The organism is Terrabacter sp. R4-6, assembly GCF_057529065.1.
The window spans coordinates 2,021,623-2,043,328 of record NZ_CP197224.1 but is presented as its reverse complement, the minus strand read 5'-3'; the positions used below and the strand labels follow the sequence as shown (position 1 = coordinate 2,043,328).

Genomic DNA, 21,706 nt, shown 5'->3' with positions numbered 1-21,706 from the left:
CCATGACCGCCACCACGCCCATGCTCCCCGACCCCCGCACTCCGCCGCCGGGCCGGACGGATGGGTACCACCCGGCCGGGCGGCACATCGCCGCCCTGGTCATCGGGTGCCTGCTCCTCCTGCCCGGGCTCGGCCTGCTCCTCGGCGGAGCCGGCCTCGGCATCACGTATGCCGTCGGGCGGGACGACGCGGGCTACCTCTCCCTGACGCTGCCCGCCCTCTCGAGCCCGACGCCGGCCATCACGGCCGAGGACGTCGTCGTCGAGACCGGGCCCGACGTGCCCTCCTGGGTGCTCGACCGCCTCGACCTCGACCTCCGGCTCACCGCACGACCGATTGCCTCCGGGCCGGACGTCTTCCTCGGCATCGCGCCCGCGAGCAGCCTCACGGCATACCTCGAGGGTGTCTCCCACGACCAGGTCGTCGGCATCACGAGCGCGCGCGACGGCACCCTGCGGGCCGCCGTCCTGCGCTCGACCCCGGGCGCGGCGACCGTGGCCGCCCCGACGTCGCAGACCTTCTGGACCACGTCGGCCACCGGCGCCGGCCAGCAGGAGCTGGCCTGGCGCGTGACGGGCGGGCAGTGGGCCGTCGTCATCATGAACGCCGACGGCAGCGCCGGCGTCGCCGTGAGCTCGACGATCGGCGTCCGGGCGGGCTTCCTCCTGCCCCTCGCCCTCGTCATGCTCGGCATCGGTCTCGTCATGACCGGGATCGCCATCGCGCTCATCATCCGAGGCGCGAGCGGCACCCGCCCGCCGACCCCGGCGACCCTGCCTCCCGTTCCCGTGCCGGTGGCGCCTCTCGGGGGCGACGTCGCGACCGCTGGACCCGGGGCGGCCACGGCCCCCGCCTCGTGGCCGAGCCACCCTCGGGCCGTCAGTCCCGTCGCCCTCGACGCGCGTCTCGACGAGCCGTTGTCCCGCTGGCTCTGGCTGGTCAAGTGGTTCCTCGCGATCCCGCACTTCATCGTGCTCGGCTTCCTGTGGCTCGCGTTCTCCGTCGTCAGCGTCGTCGCGTTCTTCGCGATCCTCTTCACGGGGCGCTACCCGCGCGGGCTCTTCGAGTTCAACGTCGGGGTGCTGCGCTGGTCGTGGCGCGTCTCGTACTACGCCAGCAGCGGCGGACTCGGCACCGACCGCTACCCGCCGTTCAGCCTCGAGCTCGAGCCGGACTACCCGGCGCGGCTCGACATCGCCTACCCGGAGCGGCTCTCGCGCGGCCTCGTCCTCGTCAAGTGGTGGCTGCTCGCGATCCCGCACTACCTCATCGTCGGTCTGCTCGTCGGTGGCGGCACGTGGGCGTGGAGCTGGGCCAGGGACGTCAACGGCAACGGGCGCCTCGACATCCTCAGCGGAGGCCTGCTCGGCCTGCTCGTCCTCGTCGCCGGTCTCTCGCTCCTCTTCGCCGGCCACTACCCGCGGGCCCTCTTCGACCTCGTCATCGGGCTCAACCGCTGGGTCTACCGCGTCATCGCCTACGCCGCGCTCATGACCGACGTCTACCCGCCCTTCCAGCTCGACGAGGGTGGTGCGGAGGTGCCGCCGGGACCGCCGCCCCCGCCGACGCTCCCGCCACCGACGGTCCCGCCACCGACGGTCCCGCCACCGGCTGATGACGTGGTGCCGACCGACGACGTCGTCCTGGCCGACCAGTCGGACCCCCGTCAGCCGACCGCCTGAGCTCGTCGCCGGGCTCGCGCCGCCCGGTCAGGGTCGGCGGCGCGGCCGCGACAGCGCCAGCCCGAGACCCGCGACGGCGACGATCGGCCCGATGACCGCCCACAGCGTGTTGCCCGACATCGCGCTCCCGCCGACGTAGCCGAGGCCCTGCAGCGTCCACAGCGCCCCGACGAGCAGCACGAGGACGCCGATGACGACACGGACGGGGCGGGTCATGACCGGACTCGCAGGCAGGTGCTCATGCCCCCGACGCTACGTCCCCGGACCCTCCGCGTCACCCTGCGTCACCCCGCGCCACCCTGCGTCACCCCGCGCCACCCTGCGTCAACCCGCGCGCTCGCCGGGACCCCCGAGGCCGTATGCCGTCTGCCGCGCCCTGCGTCACTGCTCCGCCACACGGAGCACTGACGTAGCGCGCAGGCCATCCGCCCCTCGCCCCCTACGTCACTGCTCCGCCACACGGAGCACTGACGTAGCGCGCAGGCCATCCGCCCCTCGTCTCCTACGTCACTGCTCCGGCCAGCGGGGCAGTGACGTAGGGCGAGGTCGCGACCACCATCGGTCACGCGGCCGCCCGATGCCGGTCGACGCGTACGCCCCTGTCGGTCACCGGGCGGGCATAGCCTCCGGACCATGACAACGCCGTCCCTCGACCGGCGCACCCTCCTCAAGGGTGTGGCCGCGGCCACCGCCGCCCTCGCCGTCCCTCGCGTCTTCGACCCCGCCGCCGCTGCGGCGCCCGCGAGCCGGGGCATCTTCGGCTACGGGGTCGCCAGCGGCGACCCCACCGCCGACTCCGTCATCATCTGGACCCGCGCCACGCCGCCGGCCCGGCCGGGCGAGCCCGTCGCCGCGCCGGGCAGCGGTCTCGGCCGCCCGATCCCCGTGCGCTGGCAGGTCTCCCGTGACCAGCGCTTCACCCGCGTTGCCGCGCACGGCACCGTCATGACCTCGCCCGACAGCGACCACACGGTCAAGGTCGACGTGACGGGCCTCGACCCCTACACGCGCTACTACTACCGCTTCCAGTCGCTCGGGGAGTTCAGTGACGTGGGGCGCACCCAGACCGCCGGCGACATCGCGGGCGAGACCCACGCGCTGCGGATGGCGCTCGTCAGCTGCAGCAACTACACGGGCGGCTTCTTCACCGCCTACCGCGCCATCGCCGCCCGCGACGACCTCGACTTCGTGCTCCACGTCGGCGACTACATCTACGAGTACGGCAACGGCGACGACCGCTACGGCCCCGCTGCGCTCGTCGGCGTCCGCGACAGCCAGCCGCCCACCGAGACCATCGACCTCACCGGCTACCGGCTGCGCCACGCGCTGCACAAGGCCGACCCCGACGCGCAGGCCGCCCACCAGAAGCTCCCGTGGATCACGATCTTCGACGACCACGAGGTCGCCAACAACGCGTGGGCCGGCGGCGCCCAGAACCACCAGGCCGACGAGGGCGCCTACCTCGAGCGTCGTGCCCAGGCCATGCAGGCCTACCTCGAGTGGATGCCGTTCCGGATGCCCGACCAGTCCGTGCCGCACCGGGGCACGCGCTTCTTCAAGCGGTTCACGTTCGGCGCCCTCGGCGACCTGTCGATCCTCGAGACCCGGCAGAACCGAAGCGCCCAGGTGACCGTGCCCGGAGTGCCCTTCGACGGCTTCGTCCCGATCGGCAACCCCGCGATCGACGGCGCCCTCGCCTCGCCGGCGCGTCACCTGCCCGAGCCGGAGCAGCTGACGTGGCTCAAGGACGGCCTCGCCGAGCAGGGCCGCCAGTGGCACCTGCTCGGCAACCAGGTCATGGTCGCGCCGGTGCTCTACCCCGGCGCCGCGCTCGGCGCCCCGGGCTACACCTTCGTCAACGCCGACCAGTGGGACGGCTACACCGCCGACCGCACGAGCCTGCTCACCCACCTCGCGGCGCAGCCTGCGTCCGCCGGCGACGCGGTCGTGCTCACCGGCGACATCCACGCGTCGTTCTCGTGCGACCTGCCCGTCACGTCGTCACCCGGCCAGACGGCATACGCCTCCGCCGGGGTCGAGTTCGTCTGCCCGTCGGTGACGAGCGACGGCTTCTTCGAAGTGCTCGGCGGCACGCCGCAGCTCGCCGGCCAGCCGCCCGAGGTCGTCGTCGCCGTGACGCGGCAGGCCATCGGCGCGGCGCAGCAGCTCAACCCGTGGCTGCGCTACATCGACGGCGTCAGCCACGGCTACGTCGTCATCGACGTGACGCCCGAGCGAGTGCAGGCCGACTACCACCACACCCCGGTGCCGACGAGCGCCCAACCCGACCCGCGCGTCGTGCCGACGGTCGTTCCGACCTACACGCGCAGCCTCCAGACGCTCGCGGGCACGCGCCGCCTCTCCTCCGCGAGCGGGCCGGTTGGCCCGCGCTCGGATTTGCCGCGCGGCGCCTGACGCCTGCCGATCGGGTCCCGCCCGACGTACGGAAGTGCCCACTCGACGTTCGTGGTCGAGTGGGCACCTCCGTGTCCGGCGGTGGGGTCAGCCCTGCGCGGGCAGGTGCGCGTCGATCCACTCGACGATCTCGACCTCGACCTCGTCGCGGTTCGTCTCGTTGAGGATCTCGTGGCGGGCCTGGGGCCACAGCGTCACCGTGACGTCCTGGACGCCGAGGCGGCGCAGCTGGTCGGCGACCTTCTGCACGCCCTTGCCGTTCGCGCCGACCGGGTCCTGGTCGCCCGAGGCGAGGTGCACCGGCAGGTCCTTGGGGATGCGTGAGGCCACGCGGTCGGTGTTGACCGCCTCGAGCCCACGCAGCAGGTCGGCGAATCCGCCTGCGCTGAAGACGAACCCGCAGTCGGGGTCGTTGACGTACTTGTCGACCTCGGCCGGGTCGCGCGAGAGCCAGTCGAAGTCGGTGCGCGTCGGCTTGAAGGCCGAGTTGTACTGACCGAAGCTCAGCGTGTTCATGAGGCCGCTCACGTGCTCGTGCCCGCGGAGCCGGGCCTGGGTCGAGGCGAGGAAGACGCCGACCTTGCCGATGGCACCGGCGCCCCCGGCGGTGCCCGAGAGCACGAGGCCGGCGAGCTCGGAACCGTACTGCGCGGCATACCCCCGCGAGATGAACGAGCCCATGCTGTGACCGAGGAGGACGACGGGCAGGCCCGGCTGCTCCTCGCGGGCCTTGTCGGTCACGGCGTGCAGGTCGTCGATGACCGTCTGCCACCCGTCGCGCTCGGCGAAGGAGCCACGCGGGCTGGTCGTCTTGCCGTGGCCCCGGTGGTCCGAGCCGTAGACGGCATACCCGTGGTCGGTGAGGCGCTGCGCGAAACGGGCGTAGCGGCTCGAGTGCTCGGCGAGGCCGTGCGCGATCTGGACGATCGCCCTCGGGTCACCGTCGGGAAGCCACCGGTTGACGAAGACGTCGGTGCCGTCGGGCGTGGTCAGCGTGAAGGTGCTGCTCTGCATGGATCGTCCTCGATCTGCTCGGTGACTGGCCGTCGAGCGGCAGCGTATGCCGTCCGCCGCGTCGCGGGGGAGCGCCTGCCCAGCGGATGGCTCGGTGGTGGCTCGGGCGTCGGGTCGGCTGTCCCGGTTTGACCGTTTCATCGATGTCCAGCCATCAAAACCACAGAAACGGGTGCCCGAATCTATTTACTTCACGCCGAACCGGTGGTTTCCTTGAGGGACGAGCCCCAGAGGGCACGATGGAAACCACACAGGACGAGGGAGTCCGATGTACGCAGCGGAGCGGCAGCAGCGGATCATCGCCGAGGCACGTCGTGCCGGCCGGGTCGAGGTCACCGCGCTCGCCGACTCCCTCGGTGTCGCCGCCGAGACCGTGCGCCGCGACCTCACCGCCCTCGAGCGCCGTGGCTCCCTGCGCCGGGTCCACGGAGGCGCCATCCCGGTCGAGCGCCTCGAGGTCGAGCCGACGCTCGCCACCCGCTCCGGCCGCCTCGCCGACGTCAAGCGGCGCATCGCGGCCCGCGCCCTCGACGAGCTCCCCAGCGGCGGCAGCATCATCCTCGACGGCGGGTCGACGACCCTGGCCGTGGCCGAGATGCTCCCGCCCGACCTCGACCTCACCGTCCTCACGAACAGCCTCGCCGCCGCCACGGTCCTCTCGACGCACCCCGGCATCACGCTCTACCTCCTCGGCGGCCGCGTCCGCGGGACGACCGGCGCCGCCGTCGGCGACTGGGCCACCGGGGCCCTGACCGACGTCGTCGTCGACGTCGCCATCATCGGCACCAACGGCCTGTCCGTCGCCCGTGGCCTCACGACGCCCGACCAGTCCGAGTCGCTGGTCAAGCGCGCCATGGTCGGCGCCGCCCGCAAGTGCGTGGTCCTCACCGACTCGAGCAAGGCCGGCGACGACCACCTGCACCGATTCGCCCAGCTCGCCGACGTCGACGTCGTCATCACCGACACCGACCTCGACGACGACGTCGCCGCCGAGATCCGCGCGGCCGGACCGGAAGTGGTGACCGCATGATCGTCACGCTCACGCCCAACCCGAGCATCGACCGGGCCGTCCTCATCGACGCGCTCCGCCGGGGCGAGGTGCACCGCGCCACGAGCAGCCGCATCGACCCGGGCGGCAAGGGTGTCAACGTCTCCCGCGCCCTGGCCGCGCAGGGCGGCCCCACCGTCGCGGTCCTGCCGAGCGGAGGCCCCGAGGGCCACCTCCTCGAGGAGCTGCTCGACGCCGCCGGTGTCGGCTACGCGTCCGTGCCGGTCCGCGGGTCGGTCCGGATGAACATCAGCGTCCTCGAGCCCGACGGCACGACGACCAAGCTCAACGAGCCCGGACCCGAGCTCTCGGCCGAGGAGGTCGAGTCGCTGCTCGCGACGACCCTCGAGCGCGCCGACGGCGCCCAGTGGGTCGTCGCCTGCGGCAGCCTCCCGCCCGGAGCGCCCACCGACCTGTATGCCGGCCTCGTCGCCCGGGTGCGCGAGCGCGGGCTGCGGGTCGCCATCGACTCCTCCGGCGCCCCGTTCGCCGCCGCCGTCGCCGCGAAGCCGCACCTCATCAAGCCCAACCACGAGGAGCTCGCCGAGCTCGTCGACCACGATCTGCCCACCCTGGGCCACGTCCGCGACGCAGCCCGCGAGCTCGTCGCCGGTGGCATCGACGTCGTGGCCGTCAGCCTCGGCGGCGACGGGGCCCTGCTCGTGACCGCCGACGAGTGTGCGCACGCCCGCGCGACGATCACGGCCCCCCTGTCCACCGTGGGCGCCGGCGACTGCATGCTCGCCGGCCTGCTCCACGGACTGTCCACGGGGCTCGCCCCGGCGGACGCCCTCATGACGGGGGTGACGTGGGGCGCCGCGGCGGTCACCCTCCCCGGAAGCCGCGTGCCCTCACCCGACGACCTCGACGGCATACGCGCCGAGCTGACCCGCGAGCCCGATTTCGACCGTGTCCTGAGTGTCCTGTCCTGACACGGCCCCAGACGCCGAACACCTGATCGTCCCGATCCTCCGAAAGGAAATCCCATGTTCCTGATCACCGAAGACCAGGTCGTCCTCGACCTCACCGGTGCCGATCGCCACGAGGCGACCCGGAGGCTCGGCGAGCGCCTCGTCGCCTCCGGCCGGTGCACCGACCTCGACGCCTTCCTGGGCGACGTGCGCAAGCGCGAGGAGACGATGGCGACCGGGCTGCCCGGCGGCATCGGCATCCCGCACGCCCGCAGCGCCGCCATCACCGAGCCCTCGCTCGTCTTCGGGCGCTCCGGCGACGGCATCGACTGGGGTGCCAAGGACGGGCCGGCCACCCTCGTGTTCCTCATCGCGGCCCCCGAGGCCGGCGGCGACGCGCACATGCAGATGCTGCCCAAGCTCGCCCGCGCCCTCATGAAGAAGGACTTCAAGGCCGCCCTCGCCGCCGCGACGACGGAGGCCGAGGTCGTCCGGATCGTCAGCGCCGAGGTCGAGCTCGACCAGCCGGTCATGGCAGCCGCAGCCGCCGGCACCGCTGGGGCCGGAGCCGGTGCCGCCGGCACGGACACGACGGGCGCTGCTGCGCCCCCGGCCGCCAAGCGCGTGCTCAACCTCGTCGGGGTCACCTCGTGCCCGACCGGCATCGCCCACACCTACATGGCGGCCGAGGGTCTCGAGAACGCCGCGAAGGCCGCGGGCCACACGATGAAGGTCGAGACCCAGGGCTCGGCAGGCTCGACGCCGCTCAGCGCGGCCGAGATCGCGGCCGCCGACGCCGTCATCTTCGCCCACGACCTGCCCGTCAAGGACGCCGGCCGCTTCGCCGGCAAGCCCCTCGTCGACGTCGGCGTCAAGAAGGGCATCTCCGACGGCCCGGCGCTCGTCTCCCAGGCCGAGCAGCTCGTCACCGAGTGGGACGCCGACCCGAGCAAGCGCGAGGCCGCCGTCGCGGCCGCCGCTGCCGGTGGCTCCTCCGGCGGTCTGACCTCGAAGGTCGAGAGCGGCGCGAGCACCGGCACGAAGATCCGCCAGTGGCTCATGACCGGTGTCTCCTACATGATCCCGTTCGTCGCGGCAGGCGGCATCCTCATCGCCCTGTCGTTCATGCTCGCCCAGGTCGCCCTCGGCGAGCAGGGCGCCATCGAGATCGTCAAGTACGGCCTCACGGCCGAGGGCAAGTACAACATCACCCAGAGCTTCAGCGCCCTCAGCCTCGAGTCGTGGGCCGGTCTGCTCTTCGTCATCGGCGGCGCCTCCTTCGGCTTCCTCGTGCCGATCCTCTCCGGCTTCATCGCCTTCGCGATCGCCGACCGTCCCGGCCTCGTGCCCGGCATCGTCGGCGGGTCCATCGCCGCGACGATGGGCGCCGGCTTCCTCGGCGGCCTCGCCACCGGCTTCCTCGCCGGCTTCGTCGCCCGCTGGATCGCGCACTGGAAGGTCGCCAAGGGGGTCCGCGGCGTCATGCCGGTCGTCGTCATCCCGCTCCTGTCGACCCTCATCACCGCAGGACTGTTCATCACCGTCCTCGGCCGCCCGATCAAGGCCCTGAGCGACGCGCTGACGAGCGGCCTCAACGACATGAGCGGCTCGAGCGCCCTGCTCCTCGGCATCGTGCTCGGCGCCATGATGGGCTTCGACCTCGGTGGCCCGGTCAACAAGGCGGCCTACTTCTTCGCGACCGCGGGCCTGGCCACGGCCGGCACGGTGGCCGACGCTCCCCAGCTGAAGATCATGGCCGCCGTCATGGCGGCGGGCATGGTCGCGCCGCTCGCCATGGCCCTCGCCACGACGGTCCGCCCGCACCTCTTCTCCGAGCCCGAGCGCGAGAACGGCAAGGCCGCGTGGCTGCTCGGCGCGTCGTTCATCTCCGAGGGAGCCATCCCGTTCGCGGCGGCCGACCCGGTCCGCATCATCACCTCATCCGTGATCGGCTCCGCCGTCACCGGTGGCCTCGTGATGATGTTCGGCGCGACGCTCCGGGCGCCGCACGGCGGCATCTGGGTGCTGCCGCTCATCGGCAACTTCCTCCTCTTCCTGCTCGCTCTCGTCATCGGCGTCCTCGTCATGACCGCGATCGTCGTCGCCCTGAAGTCCCGCGACACGCACCTTGCAGAGGTCGACGCGAGCGCTACGGTCTGATCAGGGCGTGAGCTCGATCGCCGTCTGATCCACATCGACAGCACGACCACTCTGAATCCATAGAAGGAGCACGTCCATGGCAACCCGCACCGTCACCATCGCCTCCTCGGTGGGGCTCCACGCCCGCCCGGCCGCCCTCTTCGTCGAGGCCGCGAGCGCGTCCGGGCTCGACGTCGAGATCGCCAAGCCCGGCGAGGACCCCGTCGACGCGACGAGCATCCTCGGCGTCATGGCCCTCGGGGCCAGGCACGGCGAGGAGGTCGTCCTGACGGCCGAGGGCGACGGCGCCGACGAGACGCTCGACTCGCTCGTCGCGCTCCTCTCGCGCGACCTCGACGCGGAGTAACGAGCATGGCCGAGTCGGCGAGCTCCTCCGAGACCAGGCACGGCATCGGTGTCAGCCCGGGCACGGCGTACGGGCCGGTGGTGCAGGTCGCACCGCCGGTCCGGCCGCCGGCCGATGAGAAGGCGGTCGACGACCAGGAGGCGGCGCTCGCCGACGTGCGTGCGGCCTTCGAGTCGGTCGCCGTCTCGCTCGAGGAGCGGGCGACCCGGGTCGACGACACGGCCCAGCAGATCCTCAAGGCGACGGCCCTCATCGCCCGCGACAAGGGCCTCGTCAAGGCCGCGGCCAAGGAGCTCGCGGCCGGGCACGGCCGGGCGCACTCCATCGCCAACGCGGTGGAGACGTATGCCGCGCAGTTCGAGGCGCTCGGCGGCTACTTCGCCGAGCGGGTCGCCGACCTGCGTGACGTCGGGTCGCGCGCGGTCGCAGCGGTGCTCGGGGTCCCGGCCCCCGGCGTACCTTCCTTCACCGAGCCCAGCGTCATCGTCGCCGAGGACCTCGCGCCCGCCGAGACGGCGACGCTCGACCGGCGCCTCGTCGTCGGCATCGTCACCGAGGCCGGCGGCCGCACGAGCCACACGGCGATCCTCGCCGCGCAGATGGGGATCCCCGCCGTCGTCCAGCTCGCCGGGGCCACCGAGATCGCCGCAGGCACCCCCGTCGCGCTCGACGGCGACACCGGTGAGGTGACGATCGACCCCGACATGGAGCTCGTGACCGCCCAGCGGGAGCGGGCCGCGCGCCGCGCCGAGGCGCTGTCGCACCTCTCCGGTCCGGGTCGCACGTCCGACGGCGCCGAGGTCGCGTTGCTCGCCAACATCGGCGGCGTCGAGGACGCCGTCGCCGCCGGAGCCCTGGACCTCGAGGGCGTCGGGCTCTTCCGCACCGAGTTCGTCTACCTCTCGGCGACCAAGGCCCCGACGGTCGAGGAGCAGACCGAGATCTACCGCGGCGTCTTCGCGCCCTTCGAGGGACGACGCGTCGTCGTTCGCACCCTCGACGCCGGCGCCGACAAGCCGCTGAAGTTCGCCGACCTCGGGCCGGAGGAGAACCCGGCCCTCGGGCGTCGCGGCCTGCGGCTCTCGGCTGAGCGGCCCGACCTGCTCGACGCCCAGCTCGAGGCGCTCGCCGTCGCCGCCCGCGAGACCGGCGCCGACGTGCGCGTCATGGCCCCGATGGTCGCCACGGCCGAGGAGGCGGCGTGGTTCGCGCGGCGCGTCCGCGAGAACGGGCTGCCCAAGGCCGGCGTCATGATCGAGGTGCCGGGCGCCGCGCTGCGCGCCCACGACGTGCTCGGCGAGGTCGACTTCGGCTCGCTCGGCACCAACGACCTCGCGCAGTACACGATGGCCGCCGACCGCATGCAGGGCGCGCTGTCCGACCTGCTCGACCCGTGGCAGCCCGGCGTCCTCGACGTCGTCGGGCTCGCATGCGAGGGGGCCGCCCGAGCCGGCCGTCCTATCGGGGTCTGTGGCGAGTCCGCCGGCGACCCGCTGCTCGCCCTCGTCCTCGTCGGCCTCGGGGCCTCGTCGCTGTCCATGGCGCCGAGCAAGGTGCCGGTCGTGCGGCTGGCACTCTCGCTCCACTCGGTCGCCGAGTGCCAGGCCCTCGCCGCCGCGGCCCGTGGTGCGCGCACCGCCGTCGACGCCCTCACGGCCGTGCGGGAGGCGGCCCGGACCGAGCTCACCGACCTGCTCTGAGCACTACCTGTGCGGGGTCGCGCCTGCTACCGCGCCTGCGACTCGGCGAAGGTCTTGAACGCCTCCATCATCGACAGGCTCTGCTTCGGGAAGCTCTTGGCCATCAGCACGCCCACGACCTTCATGGCGCCCTGGAACTGGAACTCGTTGTGGGTCACCCAGCGCGTGGCGTCGGGGCCGGCCTCGTGGAACTCGTTGCGCGTGGTCGAGTGCACGCCCTTGGCGTCGTAGGTGCCCTCGAACGCATACGGCAGGTCACGGCGCGTCACCGTCTCGACCATCTCGAGGGTGCCGCGCCCACGGCGGTAGGTCAGGCGGGACTGGGCGCCCGGGTGACCGGGCTCGCCGTGCATCGGCTCGAAGGAGATCAGCCCCTCCTGCCACTTCGGCAGGTTGGCCGGGTCGTCGAACAGCTCGATGAACCGCTCCCGCGGCACCTGGACGACGATCTCCTGGGTGAACTGCATGCTCGCACGCTACTGCCGATGCGCGGCGCCGTCTGCGGCCCGCGGTGGGTGACCACCCTCATAGGCCTGAAACGGTTGCACGCCAAGGCGCCTCGATAGACTCGAGGTGGACGTCGACACCGGCGCCCACGCGGCAAAGGAGCTCGGCATGAGCACGTCCAGCCTCTACATGGATCGGGTCCGTCTCGAGGACGGCTACCACGCGGACGACCTTCCCTTCATCGAGCACGCGCTGACCCAGCTGTTCACCCAGCTGGAGCGCTTCGACCCGTCGATGGTCCACATCGGGCTCCGGGTCAAGGACCGCGGGCAGCCGGGCATGCACACCTCCGTCGAGGTCTGCATCAGCGGGCTGCCGACCGTCATCGGGGTCTCCGACCTGACCGACACCAAGGCCGCGCTCAAGGACGCCGAGGACAAGGTCGTCTCCCAGCTGCGCGAGGCGGCCGACCGCCACCACGACCGCCGCCCCCGCCAGCCCCGCCACTGACGGGTCGAGACGCCCTGTCGCTCAGTCGGACCCGGCGGAGAGCACGTCGGCGAGGTCGTAGCTGACGGGCTCGTCGAGCTGGTCGAAGGTGCACGACTCGGGCGTGCGGTCCTCGCGCCACCGGACGAACTGCGCCGTGTGCCGGAAGCGGGTGCCCTCCATGTGGTCGTAGCGCACCTCGACGACTCGCTCGGGACGCAGGGGCACGAACGAGAGGTCCTTCTGGTTGTTCCAGCGGGAGTACTCCGACGAGCGCGGAGTGCGGACGCCGCCGGCATCCTCCGCTGGAGCAGCCCAGTTCCAGGGGTGCTCGTCCCACTCGGCGACGAGGGGCTGGAGCTCCTCGAAGAGCTCCTTGCGGCGAGCCATGGGGAAGGCGCCGATGACGCCGACCGAGGCGAGCTGCCCGTCCTCGCCGTAGAGCCCGAGCAGGAGCGAGCCGATGGCGTCGGGCCCGCTCTTGTGCACCCGGTAGCCGGCGACGACGCAGTCGGCCGTGCGCTCGTGCTTGATCTTGAACATGAGGCGCTTGTCGGGCTCGTAGGCGATGTCGACCGGCTTGGCGATGACGCCGTCGAGGCCCGCGCCTTCGAACTGGGTGAACCAGCCCTTCGCGACGTCGCGGTCGGCTGTCGCCGCGGTCAGGTGGACGGGCGCCTCGGCCGTGGCGAGCGCCTTCTCGAGCGCCGCGCGCCGCTCGGCGAACGGCTTGTCGAGGTAGGATTCCTCGCCGAGCGCGAGCAGGTCGAAGGCGACGAACGATGCCGGCGTCTCGGCCGCCAGCTTCTTGACGCGCGAGGCCGCCGGGTGGATGCGCTGCTGGAGCAGGTCGAAGTCGAGCCGGTCTCCCGACTCCGGTGACACGAGGACGATTTCGCCGTCGATGACGCACTTCTCGGGGAAGTTGGCGAGAACGGCCTCGACGACGTCGGGGAAGTAGCGCGTCATCGGCTTCTCGTTGCGGGACCCGATCTCGACGAGGTCGCCGGACCGGAAGATGATCGACCGGAAGCCGTCCCACTTCGGCTCGTAGAGCACGTCGACCTTGACGGCCGAGAAGTCCTTGACCGGCTTGGCGAGCATCGGCGACACGGGAGGAACGACCGGCATGCCCCACGTCGAGCGCAGGTCGGCGTCGCGCTCGGCCTTGGGCGCCATGTACTCCTCGTCGGCCTTGTCGGTGCGCCGCTTGCTCGGCTGAACGCGCGGCGGCTCGCCCGGCATCTTGGGGTAGTCGGGCGGGAAGTTCAGCTCGCCGAGCCCCCGCTCGCTGACGTCCTTGTCCCACAGAGCGATCGCGGCCGCGACGTCACCGACCACGTCGTCGATGCCGGCCCACGCGTCGCCGCGGTCGGCGACGAGCTGCGGCACGGTGCGCACCGTCAGCTCCTTGGGGTCGACGGTCGCGAGCTCGTCCCAGGTCACCGGCGTCGACACCGGCGCACCGGGGAGCGGCCGGGGGGAGTAGGCCGACGCGATGGTGCGGTCGCGGCAGGCCTGGTTGAAGTCGACGAAGATCTTCTCGCCGCGCTCCTCCTTCCACCACGAGGTCGTCACGAGGTCGGGGAGGCGTCGCTCGAGCTCGCGCGCGATGCCGATGACGCCGTGCCGCACGTCGAGGAACTCGTGGGTCGGCGCGACCCGCGCATAGACGTGGACCCCCCGGTTGCCGGAGGTCTTGGCCCACGCGGTGAGCCCGATCTCGGCCATCACCTCGCGCAGGGCGAGCGCGGCCTCGACGGCGTCCGTGAAACCGCGCCCCGGCTGGGGGTCGAGGTCGATGCGCAGCTCGTCGGGCCGGTCGACGTCGGCCGTGCGGACCGGCCACGGGTGGAAGGTGATGGTGTTCATCTGCGCCGCCCACACGGCATCGGCGATCTCGTCGATGACGAGCTGCGGGTGCCTGCGGCCCGACGGATAGGTGCACATGACCGTGCGCGTCCCCTCGGGCACGCCCTTGGGTGGGTTCTTGGAGAAGAACTCATCGCCCTCGATGCCCTCCGGGAAGCGCTGGAGCGTCACCGGCCGGCCGCCGAGCGCCCGCAGCATCGGGTCGGCCACGGCGACGAGGTAGTGCGCCATGTCGAGCTTCGTCACGGGCTGCCCGTCGGCCATCCCGGCCGCCGGCCACAGCACCCGGTCGGGGCTCGAGACGCGCACCTCCCGCACCCCGGACGGGCTCGACGGACTGGGCGCTTCGACGACGACGGGCTTGGCGCTCACCCGCCGATCGTAGCCACGAGGTGCGACGACGGGACGGACCGCGCGCTGTGCATCGGGTCAGGAGGTGACTTTGCCTCGCGGCAGCCGGACGAACGGCGTCCGTGGGTCAGGGGGTGACCCAAGGCACAGGGTGCCGGCGGGGCCTCCCTGCAGGCGGCGCCGGCGGACCGGGTACGTCTGGCCCATGACCCAGGCGCCCACGCTCCACAACCTCGGCGGCGAACGTTTCGTGCTGCTGACGACGTACCGCCGCAACGGCGAGCCGGTCCCGACCCCCGTGTGGGTGCTGCCCGACGCCGGGGCCGCGATCGTCAGCACGCCCGACGGTGCCGGCAAGCTCAAGCGCCTGCGCCACGACCCGCGCGTCACGATCCAGCCGTGCGACCGCCGCGGCAACGTGGAGCCCGACGCCCCGGTCGTCGAGGGCCGCGCCGAGATCATCCGCGACTCCGCCGCCTCCGAGGCGGTCAACCGTCGGCTCGCGCGCAAGTACGGCGTCGAGTTCCGCATCTTCATGGCCATCGAGTGGGTCGTGCGCCGCGGCAACAGCACTCGTGTCGTCGTCCGGATCACGCCGACCGACTGAGCTCAGCTGCGCACGACGAGACTGACGACGTTCGCGAGGGCGATGAGCACCGCCGCGACGAACGGCAGGCGCCCGCGCCCCACGACGGCCACGACCGCGAGAGCCACGCTCGCTGCGAGCAGTCCCAGCCCGACGGCGTCAGGACCGGGGCCGTATGCCGCCACGACCGACCCCGCGAGCAGCACCGTGGGTGCCAGCCACCGCACGACCCGCTCCCCGAGCCGGTGCGGCAGACCGCGCACCCCGGTCGCCTCGTCGTCGGCGAGGTCGGGCAGGGCGTTGAGCAGGTGCGCGCCGACCCCGAGCAGCGCGCCGGTGAGGAGCACCCACGCGGGCGGCCAGACGGGGTGGGGGAGGGCGAGCGTGACGACGGCCGGCAGCGCGGCGAACGCGACGGCATACGGCAGCGGGGAGAGCGCGGTGCGCTTGAACCACAGGTTGTACGCCCAGCCCGACGCGACGCCGAGGAAGAGGTGGACGAATCCCGAGGCCCAGCCGCACGCGAGGGACAGCACGACGCACGCGACGAGCGCGGCTCCGCAGGCGGCGCGGACGACCGGCTCGGTCACGGCGCCGGCGGCCAAGGGCTTGTCGGTGCGCCCGACGGCGCGGTCACGACGTGCGTCGAGGAGGTCGTTCGACCAGCCGATCGACAGCTGGCCGGTGAGCACGGCCGCGGTCACGAGCAGCCCGCGCGCGAGCGTGTGGCCCGCCGACCAGGCGAGCAGGGCGGTGAGCACGGTGACGGCCACGGTCGGGCCCGGATGGCAGGCGAGCGCCAGACCCCGCACCGTCCGCCGCACCGCCACGGGCCGAGCCTAGGGCTCCCGCCGCCACCCTCCGGGGACCGCCGGGGACGCGACGCTCTGCCGAAGGCCCTGTCCAGCCTCGCGACACACCGGCGCCCGGGGCGCCTACTCTGAGGCGGTGAGCCACCTAGCGGCCGTCCGCGGCGTCCTGCCCGAGCACAGCTACGCGCAGGCCGAGGTCACGGCGGCCTTCGCCGACGTGCTCGGCTCGACCGGGTCGGACCGGGCGCTCCTCGAGCGCTTCCACGCCAACGCCGGGGTGAGCCAGCGCCACCTGGCCCTGCCGCTCGAGCGCTACTGGCAGCTCGCGGACTTCGGCGCGGCCAACGACGAGTTCATCCGGGTCGCGACCGAGCTCGGCTCGCACGCGGTCACCAAGGCGCTCGCCGCCTGTGGTCTCACCCCGCAGGACGTCGATCTCATCATGTCGACGACGATCACCGGCCTCGCCGTCCCGTCGATCGAGGCCCGCGTCGCCGCCGAGATCGGGCTGCGTGACGACGTGAAGCGGGTCCCCCTCGTCGGGCTCGGCTGCGTCGCGGGCGCCGCCGGTGTGGCCCGCGTCCACGACTACCTCCTCGGCCATCCCGACGACGTCGCGGTGCTCCTCTCCGTCGAGCTGTGCAGCCTCACCGTCCAGCGCGACGACCGCTCGACCGCGAACCTCGTCGCCAGCGGCCTCTTCGGCGACGGCGCCGCCGCCGTCGTCATGGTCGGTGCCCACCGCGCGGCCGACCTCGCGTCGGCCCAGCCACGCGTCGTCGCCACCCGCAGCCGGCTCTACTCCGGCACCGAGCGCGCCATGGGCTGGGACGTCGGCGCGACGGGGCTGCGCATCGTCCTCGGCGCCGAGGTCCCCGACCTCGTGCGCGAGAACGTCCGCGACGATGTCGACCGCTTCCTCGCCGGACAGGGCCTGACCCGCGCCGACATCGGCTGGTGGGTCGCGCACCCCGGCGGGCCCAAGGTCCTCGAGGCGATGCAGGAGGCGCTCGGGGTGGACCGGGAGGCGCTCGGCGTCACCTGGCGCTCGCTCGACCGCATCGGCAACCTCAGCTCCGCGTCCGTGCTCCACGTGCTCGCCGACACCCTCGCCGACCACACCCCCGAGCCGGGCTCGTGGGGCGTCCTCATGGCGATGGGCCCTGGCTTCTGCCTCGAGCTCGTCCTGCTCCGCGCGGCCGACTGACAGGAGTGGCGATGACCTCCCAGTGGCTCTTCACCGGCCTCGTCCTGCTCGTCGGGCTCGAGCGTCTCGCCGAGCTCGTCGTGTCGAAACGCCATGCCGCATGGGCGTTCTCGCGCGGCGGTGTCGAGCGGGGGCAGTCGCACTACCCCGTCATGGTCGTGCTCCACACGGGCCTGCTCGTCGGTGCCGTCGCGGAGGTGTGGCTCGCCGACCGCCCGTTCGTCCCGGCGCTCGGCTGGGTCATGCTCGCGCTCGTCGTGGCCAGCCAGGCCTTGCGCTGGTGGTGCATCACGACCCTCGGCAACCAGTGGAACACCCGCGTCATCGTCGTCCCCGGCCTCCCGCTCGTGCGCCGCGGCCCCTACGGCGTCATCCCGCACCCGAACTACGTCGCCGTCGTCGTCGAGGGCCTCGCCCTGCCGCTCGTGCACACCGCCTGGGTGACGGCCCTCGTCTTCACCGTCGCCAACGCGGCCCTGCTCACCGTCCGCATCCGCGTCGAGAACGATGCCTTGCGCGAGATCGGCTCTCCCGCAGGCGCCCCCACTGGGGCCACCCCGTGAGCGTCGACGTCATCGTCATCGGCGGCGGCCCTGTCGGCCTCGCCACGGCGTTGTATGCCGTCCGCTCGGGTCTGTCTCCCGTCGTCCTCGAGCCGCGGGCGGGCTCGATCGACAAGGCCTGCGGCGAGGGCCTGATGCCCGGCGGCCTCCAGGCCCTCGCCGGCCTCGGGGTCGACCCGGCCGGACACGACCTCCGCGGCATCCGCTACATCGCCCGGGGCCGCGTCGCCGAGGCCGACTTCACGGCCGGTCCGGGACGGGGCATCCGGCGCACCACCCTGCACGCCGCCCTGACCGAGGCCGTGGTCGCCGCCGGCGTCGAGGTGCTCCCGTTCGGCGCGACCGAGGTGACGCAGGACGACACCGGCGTGACCGTGCGCACCGACGACGCGGGCAGCGACGGGCCGACACTCACCGCGCCCTGGGTCATCGCCGCCGACGGGCTGCACTCGCCGACGCGCCGCTCCCTCGGTCTCGACCGCGACCACCCGACCGGCCGCCGCCTCACCACCAGCAGCCGAGGCGTCGCTCGAACGGCCGACACGCGCCCGCTCCGCCGCTACGGGCTCCGCCAGCACTACGGCATACCCCCGTGGGGAGACCACGTCGAGGTGCACTGGGGCGCCCACGGAGAGGCGTACGTGACGCCCGTCGCCGACGACCTCGTCGGGGTCGCCGTGCTCAGCAAGCAGCGAAACCCCTTGTCGGAGAGTCTTGCCGAGTTCCCCGAGCTGCGCGAGCGCCTCGACGGGGCGCCGGTCGTGACGTCGGTGCGCGGTGCCGGGCCGCTGCGACAGCGCACGACGCACCGCGTCGCGGGCAGGGTCCTGCTCGCCGGCGACGCGAGCGGCTACGTCGACGCCCTGACGGGAGAAGGCATCTCGCTCGGCCTCGCCCACGCGCGGGCCGCGGTCGCGGCGGTCGCCGGCGACGACCCACAGTCCTACGAGCGGTCGTGGCGGGCGGCCACCCGGCGCTACACGCTGCTGACGCACGCGCTCGTCCACGTCACCCGCCCTGCGTGGACCCGGTGGCTGCTCGTGCCGGCCGCCGCGACCCTGCCCCCGGTCTTCCGTGGCGCGGTCAACGAGCTGGCGAGGCCCGGCCGATGATCGCCGTGACCCCGACCGGCGAGGAGGAGCTCGTCGTGCTCGTCTCCCCGGACGGCGAGGCCATCGGCACGGCGCCCAAGGCGACGGTCCACCACGCCGACACCCCGCTCCACCTCGCCTTCTCCGTCTACCTCCTCGACGACACCGGCTCGCTCCTCGTGACGCAGCGCGCCCTCGCCAAGGCCACCTTCCCGGGCGTCTGGACCAACTCCGCCTGCGGTCACCCGGCCCCGGGTGAGCCCGTCGAGGACGCCGTCGGCCGCCGCGCGCGGGACGAGCTCGGCCTCGACGCGCACGACCTGCGCCTCGTGCTGCCCCGCTTCTCCTACCGCGCCGAGATGGACGGCGTCGTCGAGTGGGAGCTGTGCCCGGTGCTCGTCGGTCGCGTCAGCGGGGTCGCGCCTGCGCCCGGCCCCGACCCCGCCGAGGTCGAGGCGGCGGAGTGGGTGCCGTGGCGCCAGTTCTCCGCGGACGTCCTGTCCGGCCGACGTGAAGTCTCGACGTGGTGTCGTGAGCAGGTGACCGAGCTGGCCGCCCTCGGTCCCGACCCGGCGGCCTGGCCGTCCGCCGACGCCGCCGACCTCCCGCCCGCGATGTCCTCCCGTCCGACACGACCCCCACTCGAGTGAGCGCCTCTCTCCGGTCGCGTGAGCGCCCCGCCCCAGGACGGCGCATTCGCCTCCGGCTGGGTAGGTGGACCTCGTGACCGCCACCTCTCTCCCGCGACCCGCACCGCCTCGTATGCCCACCCCTCCCGAGCGCGCTGCCGGCGTCGTGCTCGCCGCGGGACTCGGGCTCGTCGCGTGGGCCTCCGGACGCAAGCCGCTCCATGCCGTCGGGAGGACCTGGGACGCCGAGCTACGCATCGACGCGCCGGCCGCGCACCTCGGGGTCCCGCTGCTCGTCGACCGCGGCGTGCACCCGTGCACCGTCCGCGTCTCGCGCGCCATGAGCACCAGGCCCGGCTGGTGGGACGTCGGCGGCCTCGCCGTGCGTCTGCCGGCCGCCGGCACGTCCGGCGGCCCCGCCGACCTGCTCCTCGCCACGACGGGGACGGGACGGGTCACCCGCTACGTCCTGCGTCCGGTCCGGTGGGCAGCGAGCCGGCCCCTGACGACGCTGCTGCCGACCAGGGCCGGGGAGCACTCGCTCGCCCTGCTCGCGAGACCCAGCGGCGACGACGCCGTGCCGCGTGAGTACGAGCTGGCGGTATCGCTCGACGGTGGCCCCTGGCGCGCGACAGGGCTCCTGCAGCTGCACCTCGAGCAGGCTGACGCCGCCACGCGGTTCGACCCGGTCGTCAACGAGCTCGCCGGCACCTCACCGCCGGCCTGGGTCGTCGCCGTGCGCGAGCCCGCCTACCGGTGGGCGCGACGGCTCGGCAGCAGACGCCTCAGAGGCGGTCGGGCGCGGCCGCGCTGATGTCTGCGAGGACCGAGCCGTGATCCTGCTCGATCGCCAGGTCGCCGAGTGACACGACTCCCACCGGCGTGCCGCCCTCCACGACGGGAACGCGACGCACGGCACTGTCGCGCATGAGGCGCACGACGTCGCCGACGAGGTCGTCCGGTGCGGCCACCACGTCGGCCGGGGTGCTGATGCTCGAGAGCATGGCCGAACCGGGGGCCACGTTCTCTGCGATGACCCGCAGCACGATGTCCCGGTCCGTCACGATGCCGACCAGCTGGTCGCCGTCCACCACGAGGACGCTGCCGATGTTGACGTCGCGCATGGCGCGGGCCGCGTCGACGGCCGTCGCCTCGGGCCCGAGCACGACGGGACCCTCTGTCATGATCTCGCGGATGGTCTTCACGATGTCGCCCTTCTCTCGCGGTCGCTCACCGTCCCCCTACCCGGTGGCAGCCTGTGTGGACAGCCGAAGACGTGAGGGAGTGGACCCGTGGGGCCGAAGCGTCAGAGGACCTCGTCGGCGATGGCCACGAGCGCAGAGGCCTCGCACCCGGCGGCGAGCGCCTCCTGGGTGGCCTGCCGGGCGGCGACGATCGCGTCGGGCTTGAGGGCCGCGATGACGGCGGCGACGGCACGGGCCTCGATGCATTCGTCGTGCTCGCGCAGCTCATCGAGGTTGCAGGTGCTGGGATGCGTGCCGATCTGGGCCTCGCAGGCGGAGTCGAGATCGCGCTCGAGGTCCCACAGCGCCACGAGGTCCTCGATCTCGGGATAGTGCTCGAGACCGTTGCGGGCGACCTCGAGGGCGTTGCGGTCGTGCACTCCGGCGATCGTGCACGCGAGGCGGGCGACCCGGAACGCGAAACGTCGCGCCTCCCCGCGCTCCGCGCCCGCGATGCGCGCGGCAAGGCTGGGAGCCACGGCCTCGACCGGGTGCAGCTTCACGGGTACTCCTCGACGGTCTGGGACAAGGCTGCAAGAGCAGCCCACCCCGCCATACCCGCTCGGGGACCTGCCCACCCGGTCGGCGGCCGCGGACCAAGAAGGCGTCCTCCCGGACCGTCACGAACACCCGCAAACGGCCGTCCCCGCTCGGTGCCGGGCCCTCCGCGACAGCTGGGTGCGAGGTCACTCGTCCTGCAGGGCCCGCACCTCGACGGGACCGTGACACGCCGCCGAGCCCTCGCGGGCCAGGGCCAGGGCGGCGTCGAGGTCGGCGGCCTCGACGATCCAGAAGCCGCCGAGCCACTCACGGGCCTCGCTGAACGGGCCGTCGGTGACCGACCCCGCGCCGGCCGACGCGTCGACGACCTTGGCCTGGCTCACATCGGTGAGCCCGCCGGCGTGGACCCACGCCCCGGTCTCCTGCAGCTTCCGGTTGAAGGCGTCGACGGCGGCGTACATGTGCTGGATCTCGTCCTCGGAGGGCATGGCGTCGCCCTCGCGGTGGTGGACGGAGAGGAGGAACTGCGTCATGGGAGGTGCTCCTGGGTCGGTGGTGTGGCTGGGTCCGGCTCGGCTGCCGGCTCACCCCCACGTCGAACGGCCGGACGCTGCCTCGACACGGCTCGATGAAGGAGG

22 protein-coding genes are annotated in these 21,706 nt (G+C 73.1%); 14 read left to right on the top strand and 8 right to left on the bottom strand.

Annotated features, from left to right (window positions below; genetic code table 11):
- Positions 1-2 precede the first annotated feature (2 nt).
- Positions 3-1,682: a DUF4389 domain-containing protein gene (locus ACSSS0_RS09675; protein WP_487230966.1), complete on the top strand. Its 1,680-nt coding sequence runs from the start codon at positions 3-5 to the stop codon at positions 1,680-1,682.
- 27 nt (positions 1,683-1,709) lie between these two features.
- Here the strand turns inward: ACSSS0_RS09675 and ACSSS0_RS09670 are convergent, their stop codons facing one another.
- Positions 1,710-1,898, bottom strand: a complete 189-nt coding sequence (locus tag ACSSS0_RS09670; RefSeq protein ID WP_435984198.1) for a hypothetical protein — start codon at positions 1,896-1,898, stop codon at positions 1,710-1,712.
- Between the two features lie 417 nt (positions 1,899-2,315).
- On the opposite strand from ACSSS0_RS09670, the gene ACSSS0_RS09665 reads away from it, so the two are divergent.
- Positions 2,316-4,097, top strand: a complete 1,782-nt coding sequence (locus tag ACSSS0_RS09665) for an alkaline phosphatase D family protein (protein ID WP_487230965.1) — start codon at positions 2,316-2,318, stop codon at positions 4,095-4,097.
- A gap of 87 nt (positions 4,098-4,184) precedes the next feature.
- On the opposite strand, the gene ACSSS0_RS09660 is transcribed toward ACSSS0_RS09665, so the two are convergent.
- A complete protein-coding gene (locus ACSSS0_RS09660; protein WP_487230964.1) occupies positions 4,185-5,111 on the bottom strand; it encodes a lysophospholipase in 927 nt (308 codons plus the stop codon).
- Positions 5,112-5,379: 268 nt separating this feature from the next.
- On the opposite strand from ACSSS0_RS09660, the gene ACSSS0_RS09655 reads away from it, so the two are divergent.
- The 5 genes from ACSSS0_RS09655 to ptsP all read left to right on the top strand — a co-directional run bounded on the left by ACSSS0_RS09655 (position 5,380) and on the right by ptsP (position 11,276).
- Positions 5,380-6,141 carry a DeoR/GlpR family DNA-binding transcription regulator gene (locus ACSSS0_RS09655; protein ID WP_487230963.1) on the top strand — a complete coding sequence of 254 codons (762 nt, stop codon included), beginning with the start codon at positions 5,380-5,382 and terminating at the stop codon, positions 6,139-6,141.
- On the top strand, positions 6,138-7,091 hold the full coding sequence (gene pfkB / locus ACSSS0_RS09650) for a 1-phosphofructokinase (protein WP_487230962.1): 954 nt from the start codon (positions 6,138-6,140) through the stop codon (positions 7,089-7,091). The genes ACSSS0_RS09655 and pfkB overlap by 4 nt, the downstream gene beginning before the upstream one ends.
- Positions 7,092-7,145: 54 nt before the next feature.
- Positions 7,146-9,230, top strand: coding sequence for a PTS fructose transporter subunit IIABC (locus ACSSS0_RS09645; protein ID WP_487230961.1), 2,085 nt, complete (start codon positions 7,146-7,148; stop codon positions 9,228-9,230).
- A 76-nt stretch (positions 9,231-9,306) separates the two neighbouring features.
- The gene (locus tag ACSSS0_RS09640) at positions 9,307-9,576 is read left to right on the top strand and encodes an HPr family phosphocarrier protein (RefSeq protein ID WP_435984204.1); all 270 of its coding nucleotides are present in this window, start codon (positions 9,307-9,309) and stop codon (positions 9,574-9,576) included.
- A 5-nt stretch (positions 9,577-9,581) separates the two neighbouring features.
- Positions 9,582-11,276, top strand: a complete 1,695-nt coding sequence (ptsP, locus tag ACSSS0_RS09635; RefSeq protein ID WP_487230960.1) for a phosphoenolpyruvate--protein phosphotransferase — start codon at positions 9,582-9,584, stop codon at positions 11,274-11,276.
- 26 nt (positions 11,277-11,302) lie between these two features.
- Here ptsP and ACSSS0_RS09630 read toward each other — a convergent pair whose 3' ends face one another.
- The gene (locus tag ACSSS0_RS09630) at positions 11,303-11,743 is read right to left on the bottom strand and encodes an SRPBCC family protein (protein WP_487230959.1); all 441 of its coding nucleotides are present in this window, start codon (positions 11,741-11,743) and stop codon (positions 11,303-11,305) included.
- Between the two features lie 148 nt (positions 11,744-11,891).
- Here ACSSS0_RS09630 and ACSSS0_RS09625 point away from each other — a divergent pair, with 148 nt between their 5' ends.
- Complete coding sequence (locus tag ACSSS0_RS09625) at positions 11,892-12,233, top strand: hypothetical protein (RefSeq protein WP_487230958.1); 342 nt, start codon at positions 11,892-11,894, stop codon at positions 12,231-12,233.
- Positions 12,234-12,254: 21 nt separating this feature from the next.
- Here the strand turns inward: ACSSS0_RS09625 and ACSSS0_RS09620 are convergent, their stop codons facing one another.
- Complete coding sequence (locus ACSSS0_RS09620; protein ID WP_487230957.1) at positions 12,255-14,456, bottom strand: ATP-dependent DNA ligase; 2,202 nt, start codon at positions 14,454-14,456, stop codon at positions 12,255-12,257.
- Positions 14,457-14,640: 184 nt separating this feature from the next.
- Here ACSSS0_RS09620 and ACSSS0_RS09615 point away from each other — a divergent pair, with 184 nt between their 5' ends.
- A complete protein-coding gene (locus ACSSS0_RS09615; protein ID WP_435984208.1) occupies positions 14,641-15,042 on the top strand; it encodes a PPOX class F420-dependent oxidoreductase in 402 nt (133 codons plus the stop codon).
- A 2-nt stretch (positions 15,043-15,044) separates the two neighbouring features.
- Here the strand turns inward: ACSSS0_RS09615 and ACSSS0_RS09610 are convergent, their stop codons facing one another.
- Positions 15,045-15,851, bottom strand: coding sequence for a UbiA family prenyltransferase (locus ACSSS0_RS09610; RefSeq protein WP_487230956.1), 807 nt, complete (start codon positions 15,849-15,851; stop codon positions 15,045-15,047).
- A gap of 118 nt (positions 15,852-15,969) precedes the next feature.
- Here ACSSS0_RS09610 and ACSSS0_RS09605 point away from each other — a divergent pair, with 118 nt between their 5' ends.
- From ACSSS0_RS09605 to ACSSS0_RS09585, 5 genes are all read left to right on the top strand, one after another.
- A complete protein-coding gene (locus tag ACSSS0_RS09605; RefSeq protein WP_487230955.1) occupies positions 15,970-17,040 on the top strand; it encodes a type III polyketide synthase in 1,071 nt (356 codons plus the stop codon).
- Between the two features lie 11 nt (positions 17,041-17,051).
- Positions 17,052-17,603, top strand: coding sequence for an isoprenylcysteine carboxyl methyltransferase family protein (locus ACSSS0_RS09600; RefSeq protein ID WP_487230954.1), 552 nt, complete (start codon positions 17,052-17,054; stop codon positions 17,601-17,603).
- Positions 17,600-18,715: an NAD(P)/FAD-dependent oxidoreductase gene (locus ACSSS0_RS09595; protein WP_487230953.1), complete on the top strand. Its 1,116-nt coding sequence runs from the start codon at positions 17,600-17,602 to the stop codon at positions 18,713-18,715. The genes ACSSS0_RS09600 and ACSSS0_RS09595 overlap by 4 nt, the downstream gene beginning before the upstream one ends.
- Positions 18,712-19,344, top strand: a complete 633-nt coding sequence (gene idi, locus ACSSS0_RS09590) for an isopentenyl-diphosphate Delta-isomerase (RefSeq protein ID WP_487230952.1) — start codon at positions 18,712-18,714, stop codon at positions 19,342-19,344. The genes ACSSS0_RS09595 and idi overlap by 4 nt, the downstream gene beginning before the upstream one ends.
- Positions 19,345-19,417: 73 nt before the next feature.
- Positions 19,418-20,137 (top strand): phosphodiesterase, encoded by a 720-nt coding sequence (locus ACSSS0_RS09585; RefSeq protein ID WP_487230951.1) that lies wholly within the window; start codon positions 19,418-19,420, stop codon positions 20,135-20,137.
- On the opposite strand, the gene ACSSS0_RS09580 is transcribed toward ACSSS0_RS09585, so the two are convergent.
- From ACSSS0_RS09580 to ACSSS0_RS09570, 3 genes are all read right to left on the bottom strand, one after another.
- Positions 20,109-20,528, bottom strand: a complete 420-nt coding sequence (locus ACSSS0_RS09580; RefSeq protein ID WP_487230950.1) for a CBS domain-containing protein — start codon at positions 20,526-20,528, stop codon at positions 20,109-20,111. The genes ACSSS0_RS09585 and ACSSS0_RS09580 overlap by 29 nt on opposite strands.
- A gap of 101 nt (positions 20,529-20,629) precedes the next feature.
- Positions 20,630-21,070, bottom strand: coding sequence for a hypothetical protein (locus tag ACSSS0_RS09575; protein ID WP_487230949.1), 441 nt, complete (start codon positions 21,068-21,070; stop codon positions 20,630-20,632).
- A 183-nt stretch (positions 21,071-21,253) separates the two neighbouring features.
- The gene (locus ACSSS0_RS09570; protein ID WP_435984217.1) at positions 21,254-21,601 is read right to left on the bottom strand and encodes a YciI family protein; all 348 of its coding nucleotides are present in this window, start codon (positions 21,599-21,601) and stop codon (positions 21,254-21,256) included.
- Between the last annotated feature and the right edge of the window lie 105 nt (positions 21,602-21,706).

What these genes read in the sequence shown, in the direction of transcription:
- ACSSS0_RS09675 (WP_487230966.1), top strand. Translation starts at nt 3, where the DNA reads ATGACCGCCACCACGCCCATGCTCCCCGACCCCCGCACTCCGCCGCCG.
- ACSSS0_RS09670 (WP_435984198.1), bottom strand. Translation starts at nt 1,898, where the DNA reads ATGACCCGCCCCGTCCGTGTCGTCATCGGCGTCCTCGTGCTGCTCGTC.
- ACSSS0_RS09665 (WP_487230965.1), top strand. Translation starts at nt 2,316, where the DNA reads ATGACAACGCCGTCCCTCGACCGGCGCACCCTCCTCAAGGGTGTGGCC.
- ACSSS0_RS09660 (WP_487230964.1), bottom strand. Translation starts at nt 5,111, where the DNA reads ATGCAGAGCAGCACCTTCACGCTGACCACGCCCGACGGCACCGACGTC.
- ACSSS0_RS09655 (WP_487230963.1), top strand. Translation starts at nt 5,380, where the DNA reads ATGTACGCAGCGGAGCGGCAGCAGCGGATCATCGCCGAGGCACGTCGT.
- pfkB (WP_487230962.1), top strand. Translation starts at nt 6,138, where the DNA reads ATGATCGTCACGCTCACGCCCAACCCGAGCATCGACCGGGCCGTCCTC.
- ACSSS0_RS09645 (WP_487230961.1), top strand. Translation starts at nt 7,146, where the DNA reads ATGTTCCTGATCACCGAAGACCAGGTCGTCCTCGACCTCACCGGTGCC.
- ACSSS0_RS09640 (WP_435984204.1), top strand. Translation starts at nt 9,307, where the DNA reads ATGGCAACCCGCACCGTCACCATCGCCTCCTCGGTGGGGCTCCACGCC.
- ptsP (WP_487230960.1), top strand. Translation starts at nt 9,582, where the DNA reads ATGGCCGAGTCGGCGAGCTCCTCCGAGACCAGGCACGGCATCGGTGTC.
- ACSSS0_RS09630 (WP_487230959.1), bottom strand. Translation starts at nt 11,743, where the DNA reads ATGCAGTTCACCCAGGAGATCGTCGTCCAGGTGCCGCGGGAGCGGTTC.
- ACSSS0_RS09625 (WP_487230958.1), top strand. Translation starts at nt 11,892, where the DNA reads ATGAGCACGTCCAGCCTCTACATGGATCGGGTCCGTCTCGAGGACGGC.
- ACSSS0_RS09615 (WP_435984208.1), top strand. Translation starts at nt 14,641, where the DNA reads ATGACCCAGGCGCCCACGCTCCACAACCTCGGCGGCGAACGTTTCGTG.
- ACSSS0_RS09600 (WP_487230954.1), top strand. Translation starts at nt 17,052, where the DNA reads ATGACCTCCCAGTGGCTCTTCACCGGCCTCGTCCTGCTCGTCGGGCTC.
- idi (WP_487230952.1), top strand. Translation starts at nt 18,712, where the DNA reads ATGATCGCCGTGACCCCGACCGGCGAGGAGGAGCTCGTCGTGCTCGTC.
- ACSSS0_RS09570 (WP_435984217.1), bottom strand. Translation starts at nt 21,601, where the DNA reads ATGACGCAGTTCCTCCTCTCCGTCCACCACCGCGAGGGCGACGCCATG.